Origin of the sequence: Rhodoferax aquaticus (genome assembly GCF_006974105.1) — a bacterium.
Classification (GTDB): domain Bacteria; phylum Pseudomonadota; class Gammaproteobacteria; order Burkholderiales; family Burkholderiaceae_C; genus Allorhodoferax; species Allorhodoferax aquaticus_A.
The window spans coordinates 2,186,627-2,212,486 of the sequence record NZ_CP036282.1 but is presented as its reverse complement, the minus strand read 5'-3'; the positions used below and the strand labels follow the sequence as shown (position 1 = coordinate 2,212,486).

Genomic DNA, 25,860 nt, shown 5'->3' with positions numbered 1-25,860 from the left:
TAGCCATGCAGCGCGTTGACCACCCCCTACTCTCCCAAAGCTTGGGAAGCCAAAAAACCCTGACCAGTTTTCATTATGGAAACGCTGGCGAGGGCAAGAAGATCTATATACAAGCCAGTCTCCATGCCGAAGAGCTGCCGGGCATGTTGGTTGCGCACAAACTGCGCAGCTTACTAGAGGCGGAGGAAACTGCGGGCCGCATACAAGGTGAAATCGTCTTGGTCCCGGTTGCCAATCCCATTGGCTTGTCTCAGCGTTTAGACCATAAACCGATGGGGCGTTTCGAACTAGAGTCTTCCGAGAACTTTAACCGCCATTACCCTGACTTTGCGAAGGCAATTGCACCACAAGTGAAAGAAGCGCTTGGCAATGACCCCGCCCATAACGTTCAGGTCATTCGACAAGCAATGGCGGCTTATCTCCATAACTGGAAGCCCTCCACGGAACTACAAAGCCTACGCCATCGCCTGTTGAATCTAGCCTTTGATGCAGACCAAGTACTCGATCTGCACTGCGACTGTGAAGGCGTTATGCATTTCTATACGGAAGAAAGCTGTTGGCCCACCTTGGAGCCCTTGGCTTATTTTCTCCATAGCGAGGCCATTTTGCTCGCGAAAGGTTCCGGAGGCGGTCCCTTTGACGAGTGTTTATCGGGTGTTTGGTGGCAATTGAGTGAGCAACTTAAGGCACAAGGCTGTAACTCACCGATACCCCAAGGTTGTTGCACCACCACGATTGAACTGCGCGGCGAAGCGGATGTCGGCCACGCTTGGGCCCAAGCCGACGCAGCGGCAATCCTCCATTACTTGCAACACATGGAGGTCTTAGCCAGCTCCACAAAGCCCCTAGTACCACCGGCCAAGTGCAAGGCTACGCCGCTGGCAGGCTCTGAAACCTTGTACGCACCTGCAGCAGGGCTTGTCGTTTTTGCGGCAAAACCTGGGCAATACCTCAAAGTTGGAGATCTATTGGCCGAAGTCATTGATCCGCTCACTCCCACTGTGCACTCCGTGTTAGCTGGCGTTGAGGGTGTGTTGTATGCCCACATACGAGAACGCTACGTACTCGCCGGGGGGGAACTGGCAAAAATTGCTGGAGCTATCCCCTTTAGAACTGGTGAGCTTTTGGGCTTTTAGTTCCTTCATTTGTTGCATTCATCCTCTAACATTGTTCCCATGACGTCCAAGCCCATCAAACTACAAGTTAAAAACATCCACAAGCGATTTGGCGCAAACGAAGTGCTCAAAGGTGTCTCGCTCACCGCGCACGCGGGTGACGTTATTAGCATAATTGGTAGTTCCGGCTCTGGCAAAAGTACATTTCTGCGCTGCATCAACCTGCTGGAAAAGCCGCACAAGGGTCGCATCTTGGTAGCCGGTGAAGAACTCAAGATGGCGCCGAGCTCCAACGGAGAGTTAATGCCGGTGGAAGCCAAACAACTCCAACGCATGCGCACCAAGTTGGCCATGGTGTTCCAACACTTCAACCTGTGGGCACACATGACTGTGTTGCAGAACATTATTGAAGCGCCGGTGCATGTGCTGGGCGTCTCACGCGATGAGGCCATTGCCACAGCCCGCAAGTACTTGGCCCGGGTAGACCTCGCAGGTATGGAAGACCGGTATCCGGCCCACATGAGCGGAGGGCAACAACAACGTGTTGCTATTGCGCGCGCCTTGGCCATTGAGCCGGAAGTTATGCTGTTTGACGAACCCACCAGTGCTCTAGATCCTGAGCTGGTGTCGGAAGTACTCAAGGTGATGAAGAACTTGGCTTTGGAGGGGCGCACGATGGTGGTAGTCACCCATGAAATGGGGTTTGCTCGTGAGGTTTCCAACCATTTGATATTCCTGCACAAAGGCTGCATCGAAGAACAGGGGGCTCCTTCCGAGGTCTTGTCTGCACCCAAGAGTGAACGCTTGGCACAGTTTCTGTCTGGCAGTTTGAAATAGTGTCTAGGCAATAGCTGTGTCGTCCGTTGACCTTTCGACACTGTTTGAGCACCTACCTATAGGTGCCTATCGCATTGCCCCTAATGGAAGTATCTGGCATGTGAATGCCGCCCTGCTTAGGCTCAACGGCTATGCATCCGAAAACGAGATGCGTAGAGACGTGGGCGAGGTTGTTCCTAACCCCTATGCCATACCTGCACGGCGCCAGGAATTCTTGGAACTGTTGTACAGCCGCGGCAGCATTACCAATTTCGAATCTGAAATGGTGCGCTATAAGAGCGGCGAGCACTGGTGGGCACGGGAGCATGCCCACACGGTGCGGGATGAAGATGGGAACCTCCTTTACTACGAAGGCACCATAGAAGATATCACCAGCGAGCGTGCTGCTCAGTTTCGCCTAGACCAAAGGGAGTCGCTGCTGTACAACGTGCTTCAGACCATCCCTGACCATGTATGGCTAAAAGACACCTCAGGTGTCTATGTGACTTGCAACGAGGCGTTTGCCGAACGTCTGAAGATCCAACCAGCGGCCCTCATTGGCACACGCGATGCCGATTGGGTCGGAGAAGAAATTGCGCAGCAATTCCTCACGACAGACCAACTCGTCATGCGCACTGGCACATCGGTGACATTTGAGGAAGGCTACGAGTCCACCATCAACCCCAAAGGCGAACTGCATGAAGTGGTCAAAACCCCCATGCGCGATGGGCTTGGCAACATCATTGGGGTGCTCGGCATGGCGCGCAGCATTCAACAACGCAAGGATGCTGAAGCCCTTTTACGCGACACAACTGAGCAACTCGAACTCGCCATTATGGGAGCCGACCTAGGCCGCTGGAACCATGACCTAACCCATGAGAAAGGCTACTTTCTGGACGAGCGGGCCTGCAAGATGCTGGGGCGTGACCCTCGTGAGAGCGAGAAAGGCCGGGCATGGGGACATCTCATCCACCCCGATGACTTAACTGCAACTTTGCAGGCCATGAGGGCACACTTGTCTGGCCACGCGGATGCCTATGAGGTGGACTATCGCGCTCGCCATACCGATGGCCATTGGATTTGGCTTAGTAGTCGCGGCAAAGTGGTGCAGTTTGACCGTGAAGGCAATCCACAGCGAATGGTTGGCACTCTCATGGATATTTCGGGGCGAAAGCAGGCTGAGGCCGAGCTGCGTGCTACACAGTCCGAGCTTCAGGCCACCCTCAATGCCCTGCCCGATCAACTGTTTGAACTCAGCGCCGATGGACGCTACCGCGCGGTGCATAGTCGGGAAGAAGAAGACACCCTCTATGCATCGAAGTTCATACTGAACAAAGTCGTCACCGAAGTATTGCCTAAAGACGCAGCAGAGGCATTTTTGTCGGCGCTGAATGAAGCGCAGGCCAAAGGTCGATCTACCGGGCATCAATACCGACTAGACCTAGCACCGGGCAAACAATGGTTTGAGTTGACGGTTGTGCGAAAACCCACCGAACCAGGTGAGGAAGAACGCTTCATTGCGATAGCCAGAGATATTACCGAGCGCAAGATTACCGAAGAAGCGATTCAGCATCTGGCGTTTCATGACAGTTTGACAGGGCTGCCCAACAGACGCCTTTTCAACGACCGCTTGCACAGCGCTTTGATTGCCAGCCATCGACAGCAGCAACATGGCGCTCTTATGTTTTTGGATTTGGACAAGTTCAAACAGCTCAACGACACCCACGGCCATGACATCGGCGACCTCATGCTGCAAGAAGTCTCGCGCCGCCTGCTGCAAAACATCAGGGCGGTAGACACCGTGGCACGGCTCGGTGGGGATGAGTTTGTCGTGCTGGTCCAAGCTTTGAGTGCCGATGAAATTGACGCGCGCATGCACGCGTCAACCGTAGGCCACAAGATCCTAGCGAGTATGAATGAACCCTACTGGCTCAACGGTAGACAGCACACCACTACACCGAGCATTGGTATCGCGCTCTTCAGTGGCGAGGTGGCGCCCCCCAACGAAATACTTAAGCAAGCTGACATTGCGATGTACCACGCAAAAGCCCTAGGACGAAACACCCTGTGTTTTTATGATCCCGATATGCCGATCACCCATAGCAAACCTGCGTAAGAAGCTACATCAACGCACAATCCCAACAACGCTAGCCTGGACCATGCTGAATTTCTTGCCCGCCCTTGTGATTTGGATCATCGCCAGCACCCTCATGGTGTGCAATGCGCTCTTTTGGGTGCCGATTTTGTTGGCGTTCGCGCTCATTAAGTTTGTATTGCCGTTCAAGCGCATACGGCTAGTCATTGACCCCATCCTTCTCTTTATTGCCGAATCATGGATAAGCGGCAATAGCGCGTGGATGGCTCTCACACAACGCACACATTGGGATGTTCAAGGCATCGACAACTTGGATGCGCACAGCTGGTACATGGTCAACAGCAACCACCAATCGTGGGTAGACATCTTGGTACTGCAACATCTATTGAATCGGCGAATTCCCTTGCTTAAATTCTTCATCAAGCAAGAACTGATCTGGGTTCCTGTCATGGGCTTGGCGTGGTGGGCGTTGGACTTCCCGTTTATGCGCAGGCACAGCGAAGAGTTCTTGAGAAAGCACCCTGAGCTGCGGGGCAAAGACCAAGAAACCACCCGCAAAGCCTGTGAAAAGTTCGCCCTAATTCCAACTAGTGTCATGAGCTTCATGGAAGGTACGCGCTTTACCCCTGCTAAGCACGCCAAGCAGCAATCACCGTATCGCCACCTTTTGAAGCCCAAGGCGGGCGGCGTTGCCTTGGCACTGAACGCCATGGGTGAGCGGTTCCAAGCCGTTTTGGATGTCACTATTGTGTACCCCGATGGCGCGCCAACCTTTAGCAGTTTTTTGGCAGGCCGTATGCATCGGGTTGTGGTGCGCGTGCGCAGACTACCTGTCCCTCAAGACTTGATGGTCGGTGACTACGGCAAAGATGCTGCATACCGCGAGGCTTTTTCTCAGTGGGTGCAACAGCTTTGGCGAGAGAAAGATACCCAGATTAGCCAAATACTCAGTGCCTTACCCCCAAGCACCAAGCAGTAACCACGCTTTGGAAGCAGCACAGTTCTTCACGCGTCAGCGCAACGTCTTCGCCCTAGCGACCCTTTGCTGCTTGCTCTGGGGTAGCGCCTTTCCAGCGGTTAAGCTGGGCTACACACTATTTGCCATTGCAAAAAATGACCTAGCCTCTCAACTGCTATTCGCAGGCTACCGGTTTCTGTTTGCGGGGCTGATCCTTTTAGGCATCGCTTTTGTCAGCGGGAAGCCCTTGGTGCGCATACCGCCTGGATCTTGGCGCAGATTATGGTTACTGGGATTCACGCAAACCACGTTGCAATACGTTTTCTTTTACACCGGACTGGCCCATGCCTCAGGGGTCAAGAGTGCCATTCTCAATGCAGTGGGTACTTTCTTTAGCGTACTCCTGGCCCATTGGATTTTTCACAATGATCGGCTAACGCTGCGCAAAACACTGGGCTGCAGTCTTGGATTTGTGGGGGTGATGGTCGTCAACCTCGGAGGGGGTGGCCTTGCGGGATGGGGCTTTGACTTCACGCTTCTAGGCGAAGGGTGCATCGTGATGGCAGCCTTCGTGCTGTCATGCGCGTCCATCTACGGGAAGCGCGTGTCCCAAACCATGGACTCGGTAGTCATGACTGGATATCAACTATGTATGGGTGGCCTAATCCTCATGGGCTTAGGACTAGGCGGTGGCGGTGCGTTGGATCAGATCACCTTCGAATCAGGGGCGCTCTTGGCTTATTTGGCAGCACTGTCTGCTGCGGCCTTTTCGGTTTGGAGCATGCTGCTGAAGTACAACCGTGTCAGCACTGTCACCGTGTTCAATTTCCTGATTCCTATTTTTGGCGCAAGTCTGTCTGCGCTGTTTCTGCAAGAAAGCCTGCTGGCTTGGAAGAACTTGCTTGCTTTGGTTTTGGTTTGCCTAGGCATTTGGGCTGTCACCCAAGACAAAGCCCAGCGCACACGCCCTAGGGGTTAGCCTATTCGTAGGCAATCGCCGCATTCCCAGCCTCTGACTGAGCGCGCCATTCCGCCAAGGCTGCATCGCTAGGGTAAAACAAGGCCGACTCACCCAGTTGCAACTCAGCCAAGGCACCAGCACACACTGTATCGCCATGGGGACTTGATCCTCCAGAATGGGAGCCTAACCGGTGCTGAACACACATGCGGACACCGAGCCCCCGCACTAACTCACCTTGCTCCGACATCTCGCGCACGGCGGGAAATTCTCGCAGCAAACGTGCTACGTCCGGAAGCTTGGAACCAGCCGCTGAGTCCACCGTCACCTTCAGGTATTTGCCAAAACGGCAACGCGCCTGCTCCAAGTCCCAAATCTGGGTCACCGTGAGTTGCATCCCTCCGGAGAATCGATCCAACTGCTGCTTACCCATCACCACGATTAACTCGTCGTCCTTGAGCAGATGCTTGTGCGCGTTAATCAGCGCCTCATCCGCCCGAGCCTCAATCACTGCTGACTTGTCGTCCAGCTTAAACAATGCTAACTTGCCCCGCTGGCCATTGATCACACGAAAATCTGTCACGATCCCAGCCAACAATTGAGGTTCACGGGTGTCAATCAAACTGTCAATTTGCCGTTTCGCAAACTTGCGAACCTCAAGCGTCACCTCATCAAACAAGTGCCCGGAAAGGTAGAAACCCACTGCGGTCTTCTCAAACACTAGGCGTTCTTTGATACCCCATGGCAAGACATCAGCCAACGCAGGTTCTTGCGTGCTAGATCCATGCGCGTCATCACCCATGTCAAACAGGCCTACTTGATTGGCGTTAGCCACCGTAGCAGCACCGAATTCAAAGGCTTTGTCTAAACTGGCAATCAGCGCAGCGCGGTTGAGCTGCACCGTATCAAAGGCGCCGCCCTTGATCAACGCTTCGACCGTGCGTTTGTTGATGCGGCTGCGGTCCACACGCACGCAGAAATCAAACAAGCTGGTGAACGGCCCCACTACACCGGCCGATGGCCCGACGCCTCGGCCTTCGCGCGCCGCAACTATTGCCTCAATGGCTTGCTGACCCGTACCTTTGATAGCACCCAGACCGTAGCGAATCATCTTGTCTGAAATGGGCTCGAACCGGTGCACACCTCGGTTGATATTGGGCGGCTCAAACGTCAGGCCCATCTTCACAGCATCTTCAAACAAGACTTTGAGCTTGTCCGTGTCATCCATTTCGACCGTCATATTGGCGCAGAAGAACTCAGCGGTGTAATGCACCTTGAGCCAGCCAGTGTGGTACGCCAACAGGGAGTAAGCGGCTGCATGGGACTTGTTGAAGCCATAGCCTGCAAACTTTTCCATCAAGTCGAATATCTCGTCGGCTTTGGCCTCATTGATATCGTTCTTGGCGGCGCCATCGCGGAAAATTTGGCGGTGCTTGGCCATCTCGTCCGCGTCCTTTTTACCCATGGCGCGACGCAACATGTCCGCACCGCCCAGTGAGTAGCCGCCCAAGATCTGGGCCGTCTGCATCACCTGCTCTTGGTACACCATGATTCCGTAGGTCTCTGAGAGCATCTCGGCCACCATGGGGTGCGGATACTCCACCACTTCGCGCCCGTGCTTACGCGCAACAAAGCTGGGAATCAGATCCATAGGGCCTGGGCGGTACAAGGCGTTCAAGGCGATCAAGTCTTCCAAGCGCGTGGGCTTGGCATCTTTCAACATGCCTTGCATGCCGCGACTTTCAAACTGGAACACTGCCTCCGTTTTACCTTCGGAGAACAAACGGTATACCTTGGCGTCATCCAAAGGCAGATTCTCAAAAGCAAAGTTCTCTTGCCCTTTGTGCCGCTTCATGATGAATTCGCGGGCAATCTCAAGAATGGTGAGCGTGGCCAAGCCCAAGAAGTCGAACTTGACCAAGCCAACCGCTTCCACGTCATTCTTGTCGTACTGACTGACGGCTGAGTCACTGCCGGGCTGCTGGTACAAGGGGCAAAAATCAGTAAGCTTGCCGGGTGCGATCAAAACGCCCCCCGCATGCATACCGATATTGCGGGTCATACCTTCCAGCTTGCGCGCCATCTCCAGAAGCAGCTTGACGTCTTCTTCCTTGGCTTCGCGCTCCGCCAACACGGGCTCCGCCTCACTGGCGTACACCATTTTGTCGTCTTTTTTCTTGTCCGGTGGCGGCAACTGCAAGGTCACGGCTTGGCCGGGCTTGTTGGGAATCAGCTTGCTGATGCCGTCACAAAACGTGTAGCTCATGTCCAGCACACGTCCCACGTCACGGACCACACCGCGCGCAGCCATGGTACCGAAGGTGGCAATCTGGCTCACCGCGTCTTTGCCGTACTTGTCCTTGACGTAGTCAATGACCAAGTTGCGATTGGTTTGGCAAAAGTCGATGTCAAAGTCGGGCATGGAAACCCGCTCAGGATTCAAAAAGCGCTCAAACAGCAAGTTGTAGCGCAGCGGGTCCAAATCCGTGATCTTCATCACATAGGCAACCAAGGAGCCCGCTCCAGAGCCACGTCCTGGCCCCACCGGACAGCCATTGTTTTTCGCCCAGTTGATAAAGTCACCCACGATCAAGAAGTAGCCGGGAAATCCCATCTTCAAAATCGTGACCAGTTCAAACTCAAGCCGCTCCAAGTAGCGTGGCATCTTGGCCTCACGCTCAACGGGATCGGGATACAAGTGCGCCATGCGCTCTTTCAAGCCTTCGTGCGAGGCGTACCGGAAGTACTCCTCAGGCGTCATGCGCTGACCATTCACCAAGGGTGTCGGGAACTCTGGCAACTGCGGCTTGCCCAGCACCAGGGTCAAACTGCAGCGTTTGGCAATCTCTAGGGTATTGGCCACGGCGCTTGGGATGTCGGCAAACAAAGCCTCCATTTGCGCGCTGGACTTGAAATACTGCTCGCGGGTGAACTTGCGCACCCGGCGGGGGTTGCTAAGAATCTCCCCCTCCGCAATGCAAATCCGCGCCTCATGCGCTTCAAAATCTTCGGGCGCAGTGAATTGCACTGGATGGGTTGCTACCACCGGTAAGTTCAGGCGGGAAGCCAATTGCACCGCCGCCACTACATGGGCTTCATCGTCGGCACGCCCAGCCCTTTGCAACTCGATGTAAAAACGGTGCGGAAAAATGCCCGCCAGTTGCAATGCGACGTCTACGGCACGTGCGTCGTCGCCTTGAACCAAGGCTTGCCCCACGGGCCCCGCTTGCGCCCCAGCCAACAAGATGAGTCCATCGTTGAGCTCTTGCAGCCATGCAAGTTTGACACTGGCTTGCACCTTACCGCCATGCTGTGTCCAAGCACGCGCTAGCAACTCCGACAGGTTGAGATAACCCTGCTTGTTCTGCACCAGTAGCACCACGCGCGAGAGGTTTGCGATGTCTTTGCCCAAACCTTCAAGCCATACTTCAACACCTACGATAGGTTTAACGCCTCGCTTACGTCCTTCTTTGTAAAACTTGATGGCCCCAAACAGATTGCTGAGATCTGTGATCGCCAAAGCAGGTTGCCCATCGCTGGCGGAAGCTTTCACCACCTCGTCAATACGGGTGGTACCGTCGACGACGGAAAATTCGGTGTGGAGGCGCAGGTGTACAAACATGCTTAGATTGTAGTTTTCCAAGGCCTCACCCCAACGGTTAGATCCACGACCTGATGCATTCCTAGCGAATTACGCCACAATGCACGCTTTGGCCCATACGTTGACGTATTGGCCCCACCAAAGTCTGCAATCTGAATGTCAAGCTTTCCTTCCAGCGCTCCGTTGCGACGCCACGGTCACGCCGTAGTTGAAATGGTGGACCAGATCATTACCGTGCATATGCGTGGAAATTGGAACTTGGAGATGCGCGAGCACACCGCACTGGAAATGCGAGCAACTGCCAAACAACTAAACGCCGTGGGGCCTTGGGGAATCATCAACCATTTGCACGACACGCTGGCGTACAGCGACGCCTTCTTTACCCACAGCCGCGCGGACTATGCAGCGCGTCCGGCGAGCTCGCAATTGGCTGCCGTAGCGTTCGTGATAGATCCTAATCTTGTGGGCGCAGTTTTACTGACTGAGAAATTCGAAGAACTTTTAGATGGGGTCATTGCCTCCGCAGTGTTCTCTACCCAAGCCGCGGCAACCAGCTGGGTGCAGTTGCAATTGGAGGTCGCCAAAGCCAAGACTTAGGCACAGCCAACGCACCGTAGGCAATTAAAATGCGGCGGTGAACACCATACTCAACATTTCCGCCTACAAGTTTGTCCCACTGCACGACGCACCCGCGCTCAAAGTCGCATTATTGGAGCGTGCTGTAGCCCTGCGGCTCAAAGGCACCATTTTGCTGGCCGAAGAAGGTATTAACCTGTTTTTGGCTGGCCTTGCCCACGACGTGCGGTCTTTTGTCGCGCAGCTGCACACCGATGCTCGGTTTTCGGACATCGCCCCCAAAGAAAGCTGGTCCGACAACCAGCCTTTCAAAAAAATGCTGGTCAAGGTGAAGCGTGAAATCATCCGCATGGACCATCCCACGATCAAGCCCGCCGATGGACGCGCCCCTGCGGTTACCGCCGCGACGGTCAAACGCTGGCTCGATGCGGGGGTGGATGACGCTGGCCGCCGCGTGGTAACCCTGGATACTCGCAATGACTTTGAAGTGGATGCCGGCACCTTTGACGGGGCTATCGACTGGCGGATCACCAAATTTACAGAGTTCCCTAAGGCTTTACGCGACCACAAGGCGGATTTGCAGGATAAAACTGTTGTGAGTTTTTGCACCGGCGGCATTCGCTGCGAAAAAGCCGCCATCCTGATGCGCGAAGAAGGCCTTGAGCATGTGTACCAGCTCGAAGGCGGCATCCTTAAATACTTTGAAGAAGTGGGTGGCGCCCACTACAGCGGTGGCTGCTTCGTATTTGATGAGCGCCGCGCCGTAGACAGTGCGCTGGCCACTATGCCGCTTCCAAAGTAAGCCTGTCGCCGCACCTGCGGTGACACGGCAACAGCGCAACACTTAACGGGCAGGCAATGGAATGCGCTCTGTCTCGCCTGGCACTTGGGCCATTCCAGCGGTCGCGGTTCCTGCCTCCCAGTCAGCGCCGGCCTGTTCAATGCGCTCTTTGCTGGTAGACACAAAGTTCCACCAAATGAATCTGCGCCCCAAGGGGGCACCGCCCAGCACCACAAAGCGCGTGCCTTTGGGGCCCGAAGTCACAGAGAGCGCTTCAGTGTGCAGCACCATGCTGTGCGCCTCCCACGGCTCGCCTGCATGCAGCAAATCTCCCTGCACCGCATAGATAGCCTGCTCTTGCGCCAACATCGGTACGGTCCACTGGCTATTCGGGGGTAAGTCCACGTCTAAATAGAGGGTCGGAGACAGCGTAGCTACTGGCGACTTCGCGCCAAAGGCTTCTCCTACCAAAACCCGCACTTTCGCAGCTCCTTGGCTTAGCTCGGGAATGGCATTGGCAGGCGTGTGCGCAAAAATTGCGGGTACTTCTTGCTGATCCTCAGGCAAGGCCAGCCAGAGCTGCAGTCCGTGATTGGTGTATGTGACATCCTTTTCCTCGGGCGGCCTGCGCTCTGAGTGCACGATGCCACGGCCCGCAGTCATCCAATTGATCGCCCCGGGCTCAATCCGCTGAACGTAGCCTAAGTTGTCTCGGTGCAGGATGACGCCTTCAAACAAATACGTCAAAGTCGCCAAACCAATATGCGGGTGGGGACGCACATCGTGGTTGTCGCTTGGCCGAACAATTACTGGGCCAAAATGGTCAAAAAAGATAAACGGCCCTACTGCTTGGCGCTGTCCTGAGGGTAATAACCTACGCACGACAAAGCCTCCCCCCAAGTCTTTGGCATGCGGCTTCAGTACTTGGATGCTGCTCATGCTGCGCGCTCCACGTGCGTGGTGATTTCCGTTTGCACCACCGTCATGAGCTTGTGCACGGGGCATTTTTCAGCAACGGCTGCCAACTGGTCGAACTCAGCGTCGGAGATGTCGCCGCTGATCATCAGGTTGGCATGTATGCGGTACACCCCAGTGCGCTCTTGGCTCTTGTCACTGTCCACCACGGACTGAACATCAGTCACAGCCATACCTTTTTTCTTGGTGTACCACATCACGGTCAAGGCCTTGCACGCGCCCAGCGCCGCGTCATACAAATCGTGGGGGCTAGGGCCTAAGTCTTCACCGCCTTCAGACACCGACACATCAGAAACTAATGTGTGGCTGCGCAGCCGTAAAGACTGGGCCATGACTGTGCCGGGCTGACGTTGTATTGAAATAGACATTTTTTATTCGTACTACCAAGACAGAGAAGCGCGCATCGTACCGAGGTCTGCAGCGTCTTCTCAATCTTGTATCACTCTGCCCAACGCCCTATGCATCAGCCTAGATGCACAAGCCTTAGGGACTGACCTAGCCGCGGAACTTGCTAGCGACTTCTTGAATACGTGCGCCGAACAAGCGACCGGTTTCCAAATCGCCAGGATTCATTTCAGCCGCACCCGCGTCTCCTGCCACTTGGGCCATGGGGCCAGCACTGGAGGCCAGGTAGTTCACATCGCTGCGTTGCGATGCCTTGGTGTTGTTGTAACTAATGCCCGTACCAGCCCACAGGCCACCGTGTTGCATGGCCAAGGTCATGAAATAGTGCAAGGTGGAATGCTTGTCGCCATTGATATTGGCGCTGTTGGTGAAGCCACCAAAAATTTTGTCTTTCCAAGCTTGGGTGTACCAAGGCTTGCTGGAGGCGTCAGCAAACTTTTTGAACTGCCAACTCACTGTACCCATGTAGGTGGGCGAGCCAAAAATAATGGCATCGGCTGCGGCCAAGGTGTCCCAAGCGCCCTCTGGCACGTTGCCGTCGGCGTCGATGGCAATGAGCTCAGCGTTGGCGCCGTCCGCAACTGACTGCGCAAGGCGCTGGGTGTGTCCATAACCTGAATGAAAAACAACTGCTACTTTTGCCATTTCAATAACTCCTGTGCTATTACAAAAATAAGATGTGCCCCATGCACACCCTCCCAAACCATCCCAACAATTACTCGCCGCGTTTAGCGTCCACACTCCACGCGCCGGGGCCAAACGCTGTCAGCATCAAGAATCCGCCTGCAATGGCTACATTCTTGAAAAACATAATCTGTTGCACCATTACTTGGTCCGCCGGCACGGCCCAGAACTTGTGGAAAAACAAGCCCGTAATCACCGTAAACACGGCCAGGCCCAACGCCACCCAACGGGTCTTAAAGCCCGCGATGATGGCCAGCGCCCCACCCACTTCCACAACGATAGCAATCACCGCGCCCAGCTCTGGAAACGGCAACCCCACTGAACCAATGTACCCCACCGTGCCTGCAAAACCCGTGAGCTTGCTAATGCCCGCGGGCAAGAACAACAAGGCCAACAACACGCGAGCGGCTAGAGCAAACTGGGATTCAAATTTAGACAACATACAAACTCCTTTAACAAACAATGACAAACAAACAACCACCGACCACTAAACAAGACTGAGGGCACTAAGCCGCTAAGTCAAACACCAGTACTTCAGCGTTTTGCGCCTTGGCCAACGTCACCTGACTCTCACCATCTAACAGCGCGGCGTCACCGCCTGACAATGCCACGCCATTGACTTCAAGCGCACCGCGCACCAAATGCACATAGGCCTTGCGGCGCGCATCTAACGCCAAGCTAGCCGACTCTTCACCGTCCAACAAACCGCTGAACATCTTGGCGTCGGCGTGAATCACTACGGAACCTTCTGCGCCGTCGTTGGAGGCCACCAACCGCAACTTGCCTTGTTTTTCTGGGGCACTGAAAGTCTTTTGCTCATAGCTTGGGGGAATTCCCTTCACGTTCGGCTCAATCCAAATTTGGAAAAAGTGCGTGGTGCTTTGCGGCGCGTGATTGAACTCGCTGTGTTGCACACCGCGGCCTGCGCTCATACGCTGTACATCGCCGGGGGGAATGCCTTTGACATTGCCCATGGTGTCCTTGTGCGCTAACTCCCCCTCCAAGACGTAGCTGATGATTTCCATGTCGCGATGACCATGGGTACCAAAGCCTGTGCCAGGTGCAATGCGGTCTTCGTTGATCACACGCAAGTTGCCCCAACCCATGTGCGATGGATCGTAATAGCCTGCAAATGAAAAGCTATGAAAGGACTTGAGCCAGCCATGGTCCGCATAGCCACGATCTTGAGATTTCCTAACTGTTAGCATGATTTGCTCCTTTTGTAAGCCTGTACTTTATGGCTGCTCACGCTGCCTGTGCTGCACAAAATTTGATGGCATCATTCAAACAAACTGAAATTAATGCAAGTACAAATGCAAAACTCCAGAGATGTTTTAACCCCCGATGCATTGGCTATGCTGCAGTCTATTGCGCAAGCAGGTAGCTTTGCCGCCGCAGCGCGTACCCTAGGGGTAGTACCCAGCGCATTGACTTACCGGGTACGCCAAATTGAAGACGCACTTGACGTGCTTTTGTATGACCGCAGCTCGCGCAAAGCCTTGCTCACCGATGCAGGCGCCGAGTTGCTGCGCGAGGGTACGCGGCTACTGGCCGATATTGATGCGGTAGCCAACCGGGTCAAACGCGTGGCCACAGGCTGGGAGTCTCAACTCACCATCGCAGTAGACAGCATCATTGCCAAGGCCATCGTGATGGAACTGTGTGAAGGTTTCTTCGCATTGGCGCCACTTACCCGGATTAAGCTGCGCGACGAAACACTGTCTGGCACCCTGGAGGCACTGACATCGGGTCAAGCTGACCTCGCCCTAGGTGTAGTGGCCACCAGCAACCAAAACGGCATCCTCTCCAAGCCTTTGGGTGACGTGAACTTTGTGTACGCAGTGGCTCCCCACCATCCCCTTGCAAGCCTTACGGGCGTGCTAACTGACGAGCTCATTCAGCAACACCGCGCGGTTGCGGTGGCCGACACCACGCAACGCGGCAATGGCATGACCTTTGGCATTCTGGGGGGCCAAGATGTGTTTACCGTAGCCACCATGAAGGACAAGCTCGATGCCCAGTTGCGTGGCCTAGGGTGCGGATTCGTACCCGAGTGCATGGCCCGCGCCTACATCGAGACCGGTCGCTTGGTGGTGAAAGAAGTGGAGCGCGCTCAGCGTGTCGTGCGCATCAACTATGCGTGGAGAGGCAGCAACAAGGCCGGCCACGGCCGCGCTCTGCAATGGTGGCTAGAGCAACTCTCAAGTCCTGCCACGCGGGCGGCCTTGCTACAACAGCACCGGGGCGTGTAAAGTGCAGATGTACCCCAACAATAGGAGACCGCGTTCATGACCAAATCCAAAGCCAAGTCAAAAGTCAAGTCGGAATCCAAGCCCAAACACATCGCCATCATTGGCGCGGGAATGGCAGGCATTGCCTGCGCACGCACGCTCATGCAAGCGGGCCACCAAGTCACCATCTTCGAGAAAAGCGCTGGAGTCGGTGGCCGCATGTCCACACGAGACAGTGCGTTTGGTACGTTTGACCATGGCGCCCAATACTTCACACAGCGAGATCCACGGTTTATCAAAGCGATCGGAATCGCCCCTGGCGTGTGTAAGCCATGGAGTGCAAACTCTGTCCAGGTTTTGGATGAACGAGGGCGTGTCGCTGCCCAAGCTTTAGGCACTCGCGAATACCACTGGGTCCCGTCCCCGGGCATGAACGCTTTGGTCAAAAACTGGATACAGCCTTTAGTAGCCCAGCAGCGGCTAGAGCTCCACACTCGGGTCACCCACTTGGACCGCGACGTCTTGAAACCTCACCACTGGCAGTTGCGCACAGAAACAGGTGGTGGCGGCCAACATGTGTACTCTGGCTTCAATTGCGTGCTCACGGCCATTCCTGCTGAGCAAGCCCGCCTGTTGCTGCACACTTCACAGGAAGCAGACAAACTGGCGCAGCAAATTGACGTGGTAGAGATGGCGCCGTGCTGGACGCTCATGGTGGCTTTTCCCCAAGCCATGCAACCCGGCATGAGTGCTTTGGGGCCCCAGTGGAACGCTGCGCGCAGCACACATCACCGCATCGCATGGTTGTCGCGGGAGTCCTCTAAACCCGGCCGTGGCAAGATTGAACGTTGGACGGTGCAAGCCAGCGCCCAGTGGTCGCAAGAGCACTTGAATGACGACCCCCGCCGGGTGAAAGACAAGCTTCTCAAAGCATTCTCAGAAGTGACAGGCATTCGCGCTGAACCCTCACATGCTGATGTTCACCTCTGGCGCTATGCCAAAACCACCCAAACATTGGGGCACTCCCACTTATGGGACCGCGACAGTGGCCTCGGCGCTTGTGGCGACTGGTGCCTAGGGCACCGCGTAGAAAACGCTTTTGTGTCTGGACTAGAGTTGGCACTATCGGTCGCATGACGCTGGGGGGAGAGGCTTCTGTCGGATTGAACATGCACCGCGGCTATGTGGGCCGCTTTGCGCCCTCTCCCACCGGTTTGCTTCACGCGGGCTCATTGGTCGCGGCCTTGGCCAGCTACCTAGACGCCAAGGCGCACCAAGGCCGCTGGTTAGTTCGCATCGAAGACGTCGACACGCCACGCTGCGTACCGGGAGCGGCCCAAACCATTCTTGAACAACTGGCCGCCTGCGGCATGCGGGCTGATGCCCCCGCTGTACACCAAAGCCAACGTACCGCGCTGTATCAGGCTGCGCTACAACAGCTTGTGTCGCAAGGAGACGCGTATCCCTGCGCGTGCTCACGCAAAGACATTGAGATGGCGCAACAAGCTCGCGGGCTAGCCAAGTCCCGCCATGGTGAGCTGCTGTACCCTGGAACCTGTCGTGCGGGTCTGCACGGACGCGCCGCAAGAGCCTGGCGCATTGATGTTGAGCCTTCCCTTGAGAAATCAGCCGTAGCGCCCTTAGATACAGCGCACAATGCTCCTATAAATGTAGCAAATTCATCCACCACCATTCATTGGAATGACCGCAGACTGGGCCCACAAACCCAAGACTTACCAGCTCAAGTCGGGGATTTTGTCCTCTTAAGGGCGGACGGATTGTTTGCTTACCAACTAGCCGTCGTTGTGGACGATGCAGCCCAGGGCGTTAGCCATATCGTGCGGGGTGAAGACCTAGCAGATAACACTGCCAGGCAAATTTACTTGCAGCAACGACTGCGGCTGCCTACCCCTAGCTACCTGCATGCCCCTTTAGTGCTAGGCAGAAATGGAGAGAAGCTGTCCAAGCAAAATGGTGCTTTAGCCATAGACACCAGCACGCCTTCGCAAGCGAGAACATGTCTTGATGCAGCCGCAGCGGTGCTGCTGCTCCCTGAGTGCACCGCCAAGGAGACCGGGCAGGCACTGCACGTCTGGGCTGAAGCCTGGAAACAACAGTATTGCGCTCAGGCTAACGCAGTACCACGACGCGCCTAGGGTTTTCCCTAAACAAAACTACAATACGCACTGCGAGCTACCGCAACACGCTCGCAAGCGGGCCCGTACTGTCTTTGCACTTCCGCCACGCCTCGGTAAACGCGAGGCTTTCGGCAACTTCTATTAGCCCCGATGGGCTTACACCTATGAACTGGTTTTACTTGGCTGCGGCCATCGTTTTTGAAGTAATTGCCACCTCTGCGCTGAAGGCGACTGAGGGGTTCACACGCCTATGGCCATCGTCCATGGTGGTTGTCGGCTATGGCCTCGCGTTTTACTTTTTGTCACTCACACTGCGGCAAACCCCGATCGGCGTGGCCTATGCCATTTGGTCGGGTGTAGGTGTGGTGTTGGTTTCAATAGCAGGTTGGGTGCTCTATCAACAGCGACTAGACGCTGCAGCAGTCATAGGTATCGCCTTCATCATCACCGGCGTGCTGGTGCTGAACCTTTTTTCGAAGGTGGTTCACTAGCCAAAGCGTTCCTTGCTTACTACCTACAATGCAGGCCCTACTTCCAAGCAATCGACCATGAATTCCGAAAAAGCCGCCAGCGAGCATACGCCCGTCGAAACAAGCGTCCCCAACGCCGCTCTGGGAACTGAACCCACCGCAGAAGCATTGCTGGAAGGTGCGACACCGGCCAAGCCGTTCATGCGTACGATTAAAAGCTTTGTTAAGCGCGCAGGCAGAACGACCGCGGGACAAGCCAAAGCTTTTGAGGACTTGGGTCCACAGTTTTTGCTCTCCTATCAAAAGAGTTCCAGCGACTTCCAAACCATCTACCCGGGCGCAGCAGACGAGGACTACCGTCCTATAGTGCTTGAAATTGGATTTGGCATGGGAGAGGCAACGGCAAAAATAGCGGCGACCTTGCCTGAAACCAACTTTTTGTGCTGCGAAGTGCATGAGCCCGGTGTTGGCGCCTTGCTCAAGCGCATCGGCGAAAACCAGCTTACGAACATACGCATTTGCGCCCACGATGCCGTGGAAGTCATTGACCACATGCTCCCATTGCAGAGCTTGGACGGGGTCCACATCTTCTTTCCTGACCCTTGGCACAAAACCAAGCATAACAAGCGCCGCCTCATCCAGTCGCCATTGGTGGCAAAGCTTGCCGCACGCTTGAAGCCGGGTGCCTACATCCATTGCGCCACAGACTGGCAACCCTATGCCGAGCAAATCCTAGAGGTGCTCACGGCCGAGCCTTTACTCAAAAATCGCGCCTTGCTGAGCCACCCACAACTGCAGGGCTACGCGCCCAAACCCCATTACCGCCCACTCACCAAGTTTGAGAACCGCGGCATCAAGCTGGGCCACGGGGTGTGGGACTTGGTGTTTGAGCGCATTTAACGGCGCATGGCACGTAGCAGGCCCAATGCGCCGCCCCCTCGGCATGGGGTGAGCGCCGGGTGCGTAGTACTTCCGGCTGGCCCATGGGCCACTGTGTTTGAGTATTTACTGGAACGCTTTTCCAGCGTGCCGCCCGAGACGTGGCGAGTCAGATTGGGCCAGGGCGATGTGATCGACGACCAAGGCATCACCCTGCGTGAAAACACACCCTACCAAGCCCATCAGCGCGTCTACTACTACCGTGCAGTGGAAACAGAACCGGCAATCCCGTTTGAGGAAGCCGTGCTGTGGGAAGACGAGCACTTGGTCGTCGTCGACAAACCCCACTTTTTGCCTGTCATGCCTTCTGGCAAGTACTTGCAAGAAACAGTTCTGGTGCGCCTTAAGAACAGGCTGGGCTTGAGCATGCTCTCCCCCATTCACCGCATTGACCGCGATACCGCAGGCTTGGTTCTGTTTGCCAAGCAAGCCGCTACGCGATCCGCCTACCAAAACCTATTTCGCGACAGGGCTGTGCACAAAACCTACCACGCCATTGCACCGTGGGCCCCCGAGCTGCCGTGGCCCTTGGAACGCCGCAGTCGCATTGTGTGCTCGTCGCACTTCATGCAACAAACCGAGGTAGAGGGCGTTGCTAATTCGCTCACCCATGTTTCCCCCCTTGAAATCGGAGTTCGGTACGCGCGGTATCAACTCTCACCGGTGACTGGCCAGCGGCACCAACTGCGGGTCCATATGGCCGCTTTAGGGCTCCCCTTGGTAGGCGATGGGATATACCCTACTCTGACTGCAGAAGACCAGACGGACTATGCCAACCCACTGCAGTTGCTTGCCTTCTCCATGTCCTTTACCGACCCCATCACCCAGAAAGCCCACTCTTTCGAAAGCAAACGTAGGCTGCGCAGCTTGTCGGAGCTGGAAAACCCCTAGTGAATCAGCCCCAAAGCCGCCTGAATTGCAGTTTTCAGAACATTTAAGAAAAGCACACTCGTACTTTTTAAAGCCCTCCAAGAACAACATAAAGTCTTCAAGTAGCAGTGAGCAGCTAGCACGCATGAAGACTAAGGCCTCAGCTACAAAACTGAGAGCACTAGTCGCCCACTGCGTCGTTCCCTAGCGATGAAAGGCAGCCACTATCCATCAAAAAACCGTCTTTATCCACGCCATTTTGGGTGCTTGCGGGGCTCGAAAGACCCTTTTTCGACTCCGACCGTTTGCATTAAATGCAAGCTTGTAGCCCAATCCACACATTGAGGCGCTCGGACGCATCGACATTCCAAGTAATCCAAATCAGAAACAGATCCCATGGGGTACTTGCAGCGACGTTATGTAAAGCACCTGCTACTGGTTTTATGCTGGTGGTTCGGGCATGCGCTCGCTTGGGCGCAGCCGATCAACGTCGTGGACCTCAAAGAACAACCCCTCGTTCTCAGCAGCCATGTGCAAACCTTGGAAGATGCTGGAAAAGAACTCAGTCTGGCTGATGTTCACTCTGGAAAGGCTGCAGCCCAATTCAAAGGCGACTTGCCGAATCTTCCCGCCATTGGTTTTGGTTACAGCAAATCTGCGCACTGGCTCAAACTCGTCCTAGATAACCCCAGCGAAAAGCGACTGGACCGCTTGCTGGAGCTGGGCAGTCCGTCCATCGAGTACATCCGTTTCTATACCCCAGACGCCAGTGGCACCTATGTGTTCCACGAAACAGGTAGTGTCTTGCCGTTCTCTACCCGCCTGCGTGACACTCGCAGTTTTGTGTTTCCGGTCACGCTAGAGCCTCGTAGCAGCCAAGTCGTTTACTTCCGGCTTCAATCCCTCAACCCCATCACCACCTCACTCAAACTTTGGACGCCGAGTGGTTTCGGCAGTTACGAGCGCACGGACTATTTTGGACACTCGTGGTACTTCGGCATTGCAAGCGCCATGGTGTTCTTCAATTTGCTGCTCTTTGTCTCCCTGCGTGACCTGATTTACTTGCGATACGTCGCTTTTACCGGCTCGATGGCCTTAGCCTTAGCGTGCCAAAGCGGCCTGTTTAAAGAATTCGTTCTCAATGACACGCCGTGGTGGTCAACCTACGGAGTCATGCTCAGCTTTTGCCTCACTTTGGTCTTTGCTTTGGAGTTCATGCGCCACATGCTCAATACCAAGGCAACGGTGCCACGGCTGCACCTTATCTCACACGCCTTGGGCGCAGTCTTGCTAGTGGGAGGTGTTGCACTGCTTTTTAATTTTGGTGCAGTGATTCGTCCACTCACCAGCATGTACGGGGCATCTGCCTTGTTCATTCTGCTAGTAGGCCTGTGTTGTATGTGGAAGGGTCAGCGCAGTGCCTACTTCTTCTCTGCCGCCTTCTTTATGCTGTGCGCTGCGGGAGTATTGAGTACCTTGCGCGCGCTGGGCGTTATGCAGCCTAATTTTTTTACGGAAAACGCGTTACGGATTGGCTCCGCGTTTGAAATGCTACTGCTGGCGTTTGCATTGGCGGACCGGTTCAATGTCATGCGACGTGAGAAAGCACAGGCCCAACGCGATGCCTTTGTCGCACAGAACAAATTGGTTGAAACACTGCAAGCCTCAGAGCGCTTGCTTGAAGAGCGTGTCGTGGAGCGCACTGCAGAGCTCGATCGAAAAAATAATGACCTCAAACTCGCGATGGCGTCTCGCGAAGATGTGGAGCGCATTGCTCGCCATGACATTAAGACCCCATTGGGTGGCTTGGCAGCCGCGCCCGCCATGCTGCGGGCCGGTAGGACCATGAGCGAGCAAGAGGAAACCGTTCTAAAGATGATGGAAAAGGCGGCCAACCGCGCGCTAGACATGGTGAACTTGTCGCTGGATTTGTACCAAATGGAAAACGGCACGTACCGATTCCATGCCCATACAGTGAACTTGGGAGAACTGGTGCAATCCGTTTTGCAAGATTTAACAGTACATGCAAAGTCCAAGTCGGTTCGTACTGCTGTACTAGGCATTGAAGAGCCTGTGTATGTTCGGGGTGACGATGCGCTGTGTTACTCCATCGTAGCAAACCTCACCAAAAATGCGATTGAAGCTGCCCCAGAGCACACGGCGGTGGTCATTACCCTAACGCCAGGCGCCAAAGTGCAGCTCTCCATACAAAACCAGGGCGCAGTTCCAGAGGCATTGCGGGCGACATTCTTTGACAAGTACAGCACCGCAGGCAAAGTGGGTGGAACCGGACTAGGCACCTACTCTTCACAGTTGCTGGCCAAGGTGCAAGGTGGCAGCCTAGCCATGCACACGGGAGATGAGGAGGGCACCACACTGACCCTAGAGCTAAGCCGTGCACCTACCCCCCCAACGCTGGCAAGCATTAGCTCCGGCAATACCTTGGCCATGCAAGCCGCCCTGCCTACGCCGGAATTGCCGGCCATGTCAGTTTTGGTAGTGGACGATGATGAGTTCAATCTGATGGTGATGAGCTCGCATCTCCCTCAGCCCCCATTGCACGTGACTACTGCCGTGAATGGGCGCTTGGCACTAGAAAGTGCCATGCAGCAGCGCCCCGACATCATCATTCTCGACATCGAGATGCCTATCATGGGTGGCCTTGAAGCCATGTCGCGGATTCGCCAATACCAAGAAGACGCACACCAATCCCCGAGTTACTTCGTTGCCTACTCGGGCAGTGACGATGCGCAAAGCACCGCAAAGTTCTTGCAACTTGGCTTTGACAAATGCCTCAAGAAACCCAGTTCCCGATACGCCATATTGGCTATGCTGGCTCAAGTCAAGCTTCGTGCGGAAAATCACCCCACCAATGTCGCCGCTTAACCAAAATTCAGGTCCAATAGCGGGATGACAACTTCCCACACCACTGACGAACGCATCACAGAGTTAGAAATCAAGGCCAGCTTCACCGAAGACCTGCTAGACGAACTCGACAAAGTCATTGTCCGCCAGCAAGACCAAATCGATGCGCTCATACGGGAGTTAGGCTACCTGCGTCAGCAGTATGCGGAGCCTGCACCTCAAGGCGCGCGCAATCTACGCGATGAGCTCCCTCCGCATTTCTGAACTAGCATTACGGGCCTTTGGGGCCTGATAAAAGCGGGAGCTTCCCCCCATTTGATGCCAATAGCCCCGGACTTCTCATGCGCGTCCTACGCCACTTTCGATTCCTTGGAAACTCTTGATTTGACCTCTGCCACGCCCACCACTGCATTCACCGACACGCTGAGCCCACTGGTTTCAGCTCCCGACACCCTGGCTCAGCACGCGTTGGCGGCCTTTGAAGATGTCGTTGGGGCCACTGCAGGCTTTCGGTCTCGTCCGGGGCAGCACGACATGGCGCACCGTATCGCGCAGACGCTCTCTCGCGCAGACTTGGGAGAACATCCAAGTCCACAAAAGGCCATTGCCGTCATACAAGCGGGTACCGGCGTGGGAAAGTCAGCGGCCTACGCCAGCACCGCGATTGCCATGGCTTTGCAGCGAAAAACACGGGTTCTCATTTCCACAGCCACAGTGGCGCTGCAAGAGCAGTTAATGACCAAAGACTTGCCTGCTTTGGCCCAGTCTATGCCCACCCCTTTTGTCTTTGCGCTGGCAAAAGGTCGAGGACGCTATGTTTGCAAACTCAAACTTGAGCGCTGGGTAGGCACGGGCGGTGCGGGTGACGAGTTATTTGAAGAAGAACTTCCTGCGCCTGCCACTAATGCCGTCAGCGCCGCCTCGCAAGAAGCGGATGAAGAACGGCGCACCAAGCTCTATGAAGGCATGGCCAACATGCTTGCACACGCCAGCTGGGACGGTGACCGTGACTCGCTGGCAGAGGCCCCCGACGCCAGAGACTGGTCGGCCATCGCCGCAGAACGCCATACCTGCACCGTGCGGCACTGCCCCCGGTTTCGGGAATGCAGTTACTACAACGCACGCACTAAGCTGGCCGAAGCGAATGTCATAGTTGCCAACCATGATCTGGTATTGGCCTCCTTAGGCATGAAGACCTTACCGGACTTGGACAACTGCCTCGTGGTTTTTGATGAGGGCCACCACCTGCCTGCAGTAGCCCTTGACCAGTTTTCCAGCAGTATGGATCTGTCGAGCCTACGTTGGCTAGACCGTATGCCCAAAATTCTGCAAGAGGTCAGTGCGCGCCTGCATGTCGACTTGAGCCAAGATGTCAGCACACTGAGCAGCCAGCTCAAAGTTGCGCTGGGCCAATTGGCCCGCATGGGCATGGACTTGGTCCACAACAGCACCGATGGCCAAGATGGCATTCTTCGCTTTACCAACGGCCTCTTGCCCGAAACACTCACGGACCCCGTTACCTTGATTCACGGCCATGCGCAAGGCCTGTCGAAGGCCTTGGAAGCGCTTGGACAAGAAGTCAAGCAAGTTGCAAAGGACGACCCTAGCCAAGCCATGCTCTGTGCCCAGCTGTATGCCAAGCTGGGGGCACTGGCTCCGAAAATTGGGAGTGTGGTGTCCACTGCAAGCCTGTTGCTAGAACATGGCGAGCAGCCTTTGGCCAAGTGGTTAGAGCTCAAGAGCCAGAGCCAAATGTTCCTCACCATCACGGCCCATGCCTGTCCGATCGTTCCAGGTGACCTGTTGCGCCAGTTCTTGTGGAGCAAGGTGCGTGGCGCGGTGATTACTTCCGCGTCCCTCACCAGTTGCGGCAGTTTTGACTACTTCTTGCGAGAGGCCGGGCTATCCAACAACCCCGCAGTGACCGCGCTCGAAGTAGCCAGCCCATTTGACTACGCCAAGCAAGGGACCCTCACCGTGGTGCACACCACCGCAGACCCCAAACACGCTGATGCGTACACCAAGGAAATGGTAACGGAGCTCATGAAGGACCTAACCCAGGTGCCCAAGGGTGCTTTGGTGCTCTTTACCTCACGTGTGCAAATGCGTGCAGCAACAGATGCCTTGCTACCCGTGTTGCAAGAAAAAGTACTGGTACAGGGAACCATGTCACGTACCCGCCTCTTGGCCACTCACCAAGCGCGTGTGGAGGCCAGCGTGCCGTCCATCATTTTTGGGCTGCAGTCTTTTGGAGAAGGCTTAGACCTCCCTGGGGAATTGTGCGAGACCGTATTCATTGCGAAGCTACCGTTTGCGCCGCCGTCTGACCCCATCGATGAGGCGCGGGCCGAATGGTTGCGCAGCGTGGGCCGCGACCCGTTTAACGAGCTGGTGATTCCAGCCACCGGGGTCAAGCTCTTGCAATGGACGGGCCGCGCGATCCGCACGGAAGATGACCGTGCCCAAGTCATCTGCTATGACAAGCGCTTGCAGCAAACGGCGTATGGCAAGCGCATGTTGGCGGGCTTACCCGCCTACAAGCTGACCACGCGCATGGCGCGGGCCTGAGGGGCGCGCTTTACTGCTCGACGAAGGCGCGTTCCACCACGTAGTCGCCAGGGGTGGTGGTACTGCCTTCTTTGAAGCCCTTGGCATCCAAAATCTCGCGCATGTCTTTGTTCAAACCGGGGCTACCGCAAATCATGATGCGATCATTGGCAGGGTCTAACGGCAGCAAGCCCAAATCTGCGGGCAGCTTGTTGGTTTCCATCAGCGTGGTGATGCGACCTTGGTGTTCAAACGCCTCACGGGTCACGGTGGGGTAATACAGCATTTGCTTGCTCACCATTTCACCCAAAAACTCGTGCTTGGGCAATTCGTTCTTGAGGTACTCGTGGTAGGCCAGTTCTTTGACCTCACGCACGCCGTGCACCAAGATCACCTTTTCGAATTTTTCAAAGGTATCCGGGTCGCGAATCACGCTCAAGAACGGAGCGAGGCCGGTGCCGCTCCCCAGCAAATACAAGTTCTTGGCAGGCAAGAGATAGTCGATCAGCAAGGTGCCCGTGGGCTTACGGCCCACCACAATCTTGTCGCCCACCTTAATGTGCTGCAGCTTAGAAGTGAGCGGGCCGTCCTGCACTTTGATGCTCAAGAACTCCAAATGCTCTTCGTAATTTGCGCTGACGATGCTGTAGGCACGCAGCAAGGGCTTGCCAGACTCTTGGCGCAGGCCGATCATGGTGAAGTGTCCGTTGGAAAAGCGCAGCGCAGGGTCCCGCGTCGTGGTGAAGCTGAACAGTTTGTCAGTCCAGTGGTGTACGCTTAAGACGGTTTCTTCCAGAAATGCACTCATGGGGGGCCTTGCAAAAATTAGCGAGAGG

Annotated in this window: 23 protein-coding genes; 16 read left to right on the top strand and 7 right to left on the bottom strand. The window is 55.4% G+C overall.

Translation table 11 applies throughout. The annotated features are described in order from the left end of the window. Positions 1–5 precede the first annotated feature (5 nt). Genes EXZ61_RS10200 through EXZ61_RS10180 form a run of 5 tightly spaced genes read left to right on the top strand, consistent with a single transcriptional unit; the run spans position 6 to position 5,963 of the window. Positions 6–1,136, top strand: coding sequence for a succinylglutamate desuccinylase/aspartoacylase family protein (locus tag EXZ61_RS10200; RefSeq protein ID WP_142811478.1), 1,131 nt, complete (start codon positions 6–8; stop codon positions 1,134–1,136). 39 nt (positions 1,137–1,175) lie between these two features. Further along, positions 1,176–1,952 (top strand): ABC transporter ATP-binding protein, encoded by a 777-nt coding sequence (locus EXZ61_RS10195; RefSeq protein WP_142811476.1) that lies wholly within the window; start codon positions 1,176–1,178, stop codon positions 1,950–1,952. 16 nt (positions 1,953–1,968) lie between these two features. Then, on the top strand, positions 1,969–4,047 hold the full coding sequence (locus EXZ61_RS10190; RefSeq protein ID WP_142811474.1) for a sensor domain-containing diguanylate cyclase: 2,079 nt from the start codon (positions 1,969–1,971) through the stop codon (positions 4,045–4,047). Positions 4,048–4,090: 43 nt separating this feature from the next. Next, positions 4,091–5,005, top strand: a complete 915-nt coding sequence (locus tag EXZ61_RS10185) for an acyltransferase (RefSeq protein ID WP_142811472.1) — start codon at positions 4,091–4,093, stop codon at positions 5,003–5,005. Continuing rightward, on the top strand, positions 4,896–5,963 hold the full coding sequence (locus EXZ61_RS10180; protein ID WP_142811470.1) for a DMT family transporter: 1,068 nt from the start codon (positions 4,896–4,898) through the stop codon (positions 5,961–5,963). The genes EXZ61_RS10185 and EXZ61_RS10180 overlap by 110 nt, the downstream gene beginning before the upstream one ends. Position 5,964: 1 nt before the next feature. Here the strand turns inward: EXZ61_RS10180 and dnaE are convergent, their stop codons facing one another. Next, the gene (gene dnaE / locus EXZ61_RS10175) at positions 5,965–9,564 is read right to left on the bottom strand and encodes a DNA polymerase III subunit alpha (RefSeq protein WP_142811467.1); all 3,600 of its coding nucleotides are present in this window, start codon (positions 9,562–9,564) and stop codon (positions 5,965–5,967) included. A gap of 135 nt (positions 9,565–9,699) precedes the next feature. Here dnaE and EXZ61_RS10170 point away from each other — a divergent pair, with 135 nt between their 5' ends. Together EXZ61_RS10170 and EXZ61_RS10165 are read left to right on the top strand one after the other, a co-directional pair. Then, positions 9,700–10,140, top strand: a complete 441-nt coding sequence (locus tag EXZ61_RS10170; protein WP_142811465.1) for a hypothetical protein — start codon at positions 9,700–9,702, stop codon at positions 10,138–10,140. Positions 10,141–10,177: 37 nt separating this feature from the next. Then, positions 10,178–10,921 carry a sulfurtransferase gene (locus EXZ61_RS10165; RefSeq protein WP_142811463.1) on the top strand — a complete coding sequence of 248 codons (744 nt, stop codon included), beginning with the start codon at positions 10,178–10,180 and terminating at the stop codon, positions 10,919–10,921. Between the two features lie 42 nt (positions 10,922–10,963). Here EXZ61_RS10165 and EXZ61_RS10160 read toward each other — a convergent pair whose 3' ends face one another. The 5 genes from EXZ61_RS10160 to EXZ61_RS10140 all read right to left on the bottom strand — a co-directional run bounded on the left by EXZ61_RS10160 (position 10,964) and on the right by EXZ61_RS10140 (position 14,172). After that, positions 10,964–11,839, bottom strand: coding sequence for a pirin family protein (locus EXZ61_RS10160; RefSeq protein ID WP_142811461.1), 876 nt, complete (start codon positions 11,837–11,839; stop codon positions 10,964–10,966). Continuing rightward, a complete protein-coding gene (locus EXZ61_RS10155; RefSeq protein ID WP_142811459.1) occupies positions 11,836–12,243 on the bottom strand; it encodes an OsmC family protein in 408 nt (135 codons plus the stop codon). Before EXZ61_RS10155 ends, EXZ61_RS10160 begins: the two co-directional genes overlap by 4 nt. 127 nt (positions 12,244–12,370) lie before the next feature. Then, entirely contained in the window at positions 12,371–12,925 is a 555-nt protein-coding gene (locus tag EXZ61_RS10150; RefSeq protein WP_142811458.1) for a flavodoxin family protein, read from the bottom strand. Positions 12,926–12,995: 70 nt separating this feature from the next. Continuing rightward, positions 12,996–13,406 carry a DoxX family protein gene (locus EXZ61_RS10145; RefSeq protein WP_142811457.1) on the bottom strand — a complete coding sequence of 137 codons (411 nt, stop codon included), beginning with the start codon at positions 13,404–13,406 and terminating at the stop codon, positions 12,996–12,998. 64 nt (positions 13,407–13,470) lie between these two features. After that, positions 13,471–14,172 (bottom strand): pirin family protein, encoded by a 702-nt coding sequence (locus EXZ61_RS10140; RefSeq protein ID WP_142811456.1) that lies wholly within the window; start codon positions 14,170–14,172, stop codon positions 13,471–13,473. A 105-nt stretch (positions 14,173–14,277) separates the two neighbouring features. On the opposite strand from EXZ61_RS10140, the gene EXZ61_RS10135 reads away from it, so the two are divergent. From EXZ61_RS10135 to dinG, 9 genes are all read left to right on the top strand, one after another. After that, on the top strand, positions 14,278–15,216 hold the full coding sequence (locus EXZ61_RS10135) for a LysR family transcriptional regulator (RefSeq protein WP_142811455.1): 939 nt from the start codon (positions 14,278–14,280) through the stop codon (positions 15,214–15,216). 36 nt (positions 15,217–15,252) lie between these two features. Then, positions 15,253–16,332: an NAD(P)/FAD-dependent oxidoreductase gene (locus EXZ61_RS10130; RefSeq protein WP_142811454.1), complete on the top strand. Its 1,080-nt coding sequence runs from the start codon at positions 15,253–15,255 to the stop codon at positions 16,330–16,332. 32 nt (positions 16,333–16,364) lie between these two features. Beyond that, positions 16,365–17,351: a tRNA glutamyl-Q(34) synthetase GluQRS gene (gluQRS, locus tag EXZ61_RS10125; RefSeq protein WP_142811453.1), complete on the top strand. Its 987-nt coding sequence runs from the start codon at positions 16,365–16,367 to the stop codon at positions 17,349–17,351. 146 nt (positions 17,352–17,497) lie between these two features. Then, positions 17,498–17,824 carry a DMT family transporter gene (locus EXZ61_RS10120; RefSeq protein WP_142811452.1) on the top strand — a complete coding sequence of 109 codons (327 nt, stop codon included), beginning with the start codon at positions 17,498–17,500 and terminating at the stop codon, positions 17,822–17,824. A gap of 57 nt (positions 17,825–17,881) precedes the next feature. Continuing rightward, positions 17,882–18,703 carry a tRNA (guanosine(46)-N7)-methyltransferase TrmB gene (gene trmB / locus EXZ61_RS10115; RefSeq protein ID WP_142811451.1) on the top strand — a complete coding sequence of 274 codons (822 nt, stop codon included), beginning with the start codon at positions 17,882–17,884 and terminating at the stop codon, positions 18,701–18,703. Positions 18,704–18,709: 6 nt separating this feature from the next. After that, complete coding sequence (locus tag EXZ61_RS10110) at positions 18,710–19,633, top strand: pseudouridine synthase (protein WP_142811450.1); 924 nt, start codon at positions 18,710–18,712, stop codon at positions 19,631–19,633. A 375-nt stretch (positions 19,634–20,008) separates the two neighbouring features. Next, positions 20,009–22,498 (top strand): hybrid sensor histidine kinase/response regulator, encoded by a 2,490-nt coding sequence (locus tag EXZ61_RS10105; protein WP_142811449.1) that lies wholly within the window; start codon positions 20,009–20,011, stop codon positions 22,496–22,498. Positions 22,499–22,522: 24 nt separating this feature from the next. Further along, positions 22,523–22,741: a SlyX family protein gene (locus tag EXZ61_RS10100; RefSeq protein WP_142811448.1), complete on the top strand. Its 219-nt coding sequence runs from the start codon at positions 22,523–22,525 to the stop codon at positions 22,739–22,741. Between the two features lie 168 nt (positions 22,742–22,909). Then, positions 22,910–25,045, top strand: a complete 2,136-nt coding sequence (dinG, locus tag EXZ61_RS10095) for an ATP-dependent DNA helicase DinG (protein ID WP_483434332.1) — start codon at positions 22,910–22,912, stop codon at positions 25,043–25,045. 10 nt (positions 25,046–25,055) lie between these two features. Here dinG and EXZ61_RS10090 read toward each other — a convergent pair whose 3' ends face one another. Further along, positions 25,056–25,832 carry a ferredoxin--NADP reductase gene (locus EXZ61_RS10090; RefSeq protein ID WP_142811446.1) on the bottom strand — a complete coding sequence of 259 codons (777 nt, stop codon included), beginning with the start codon at positions 25,830–25,832 and terminating at the stop codon, positions 25,056–25,058. Positions 25,833–25,860: the final 28 nt, after the last annotated feature.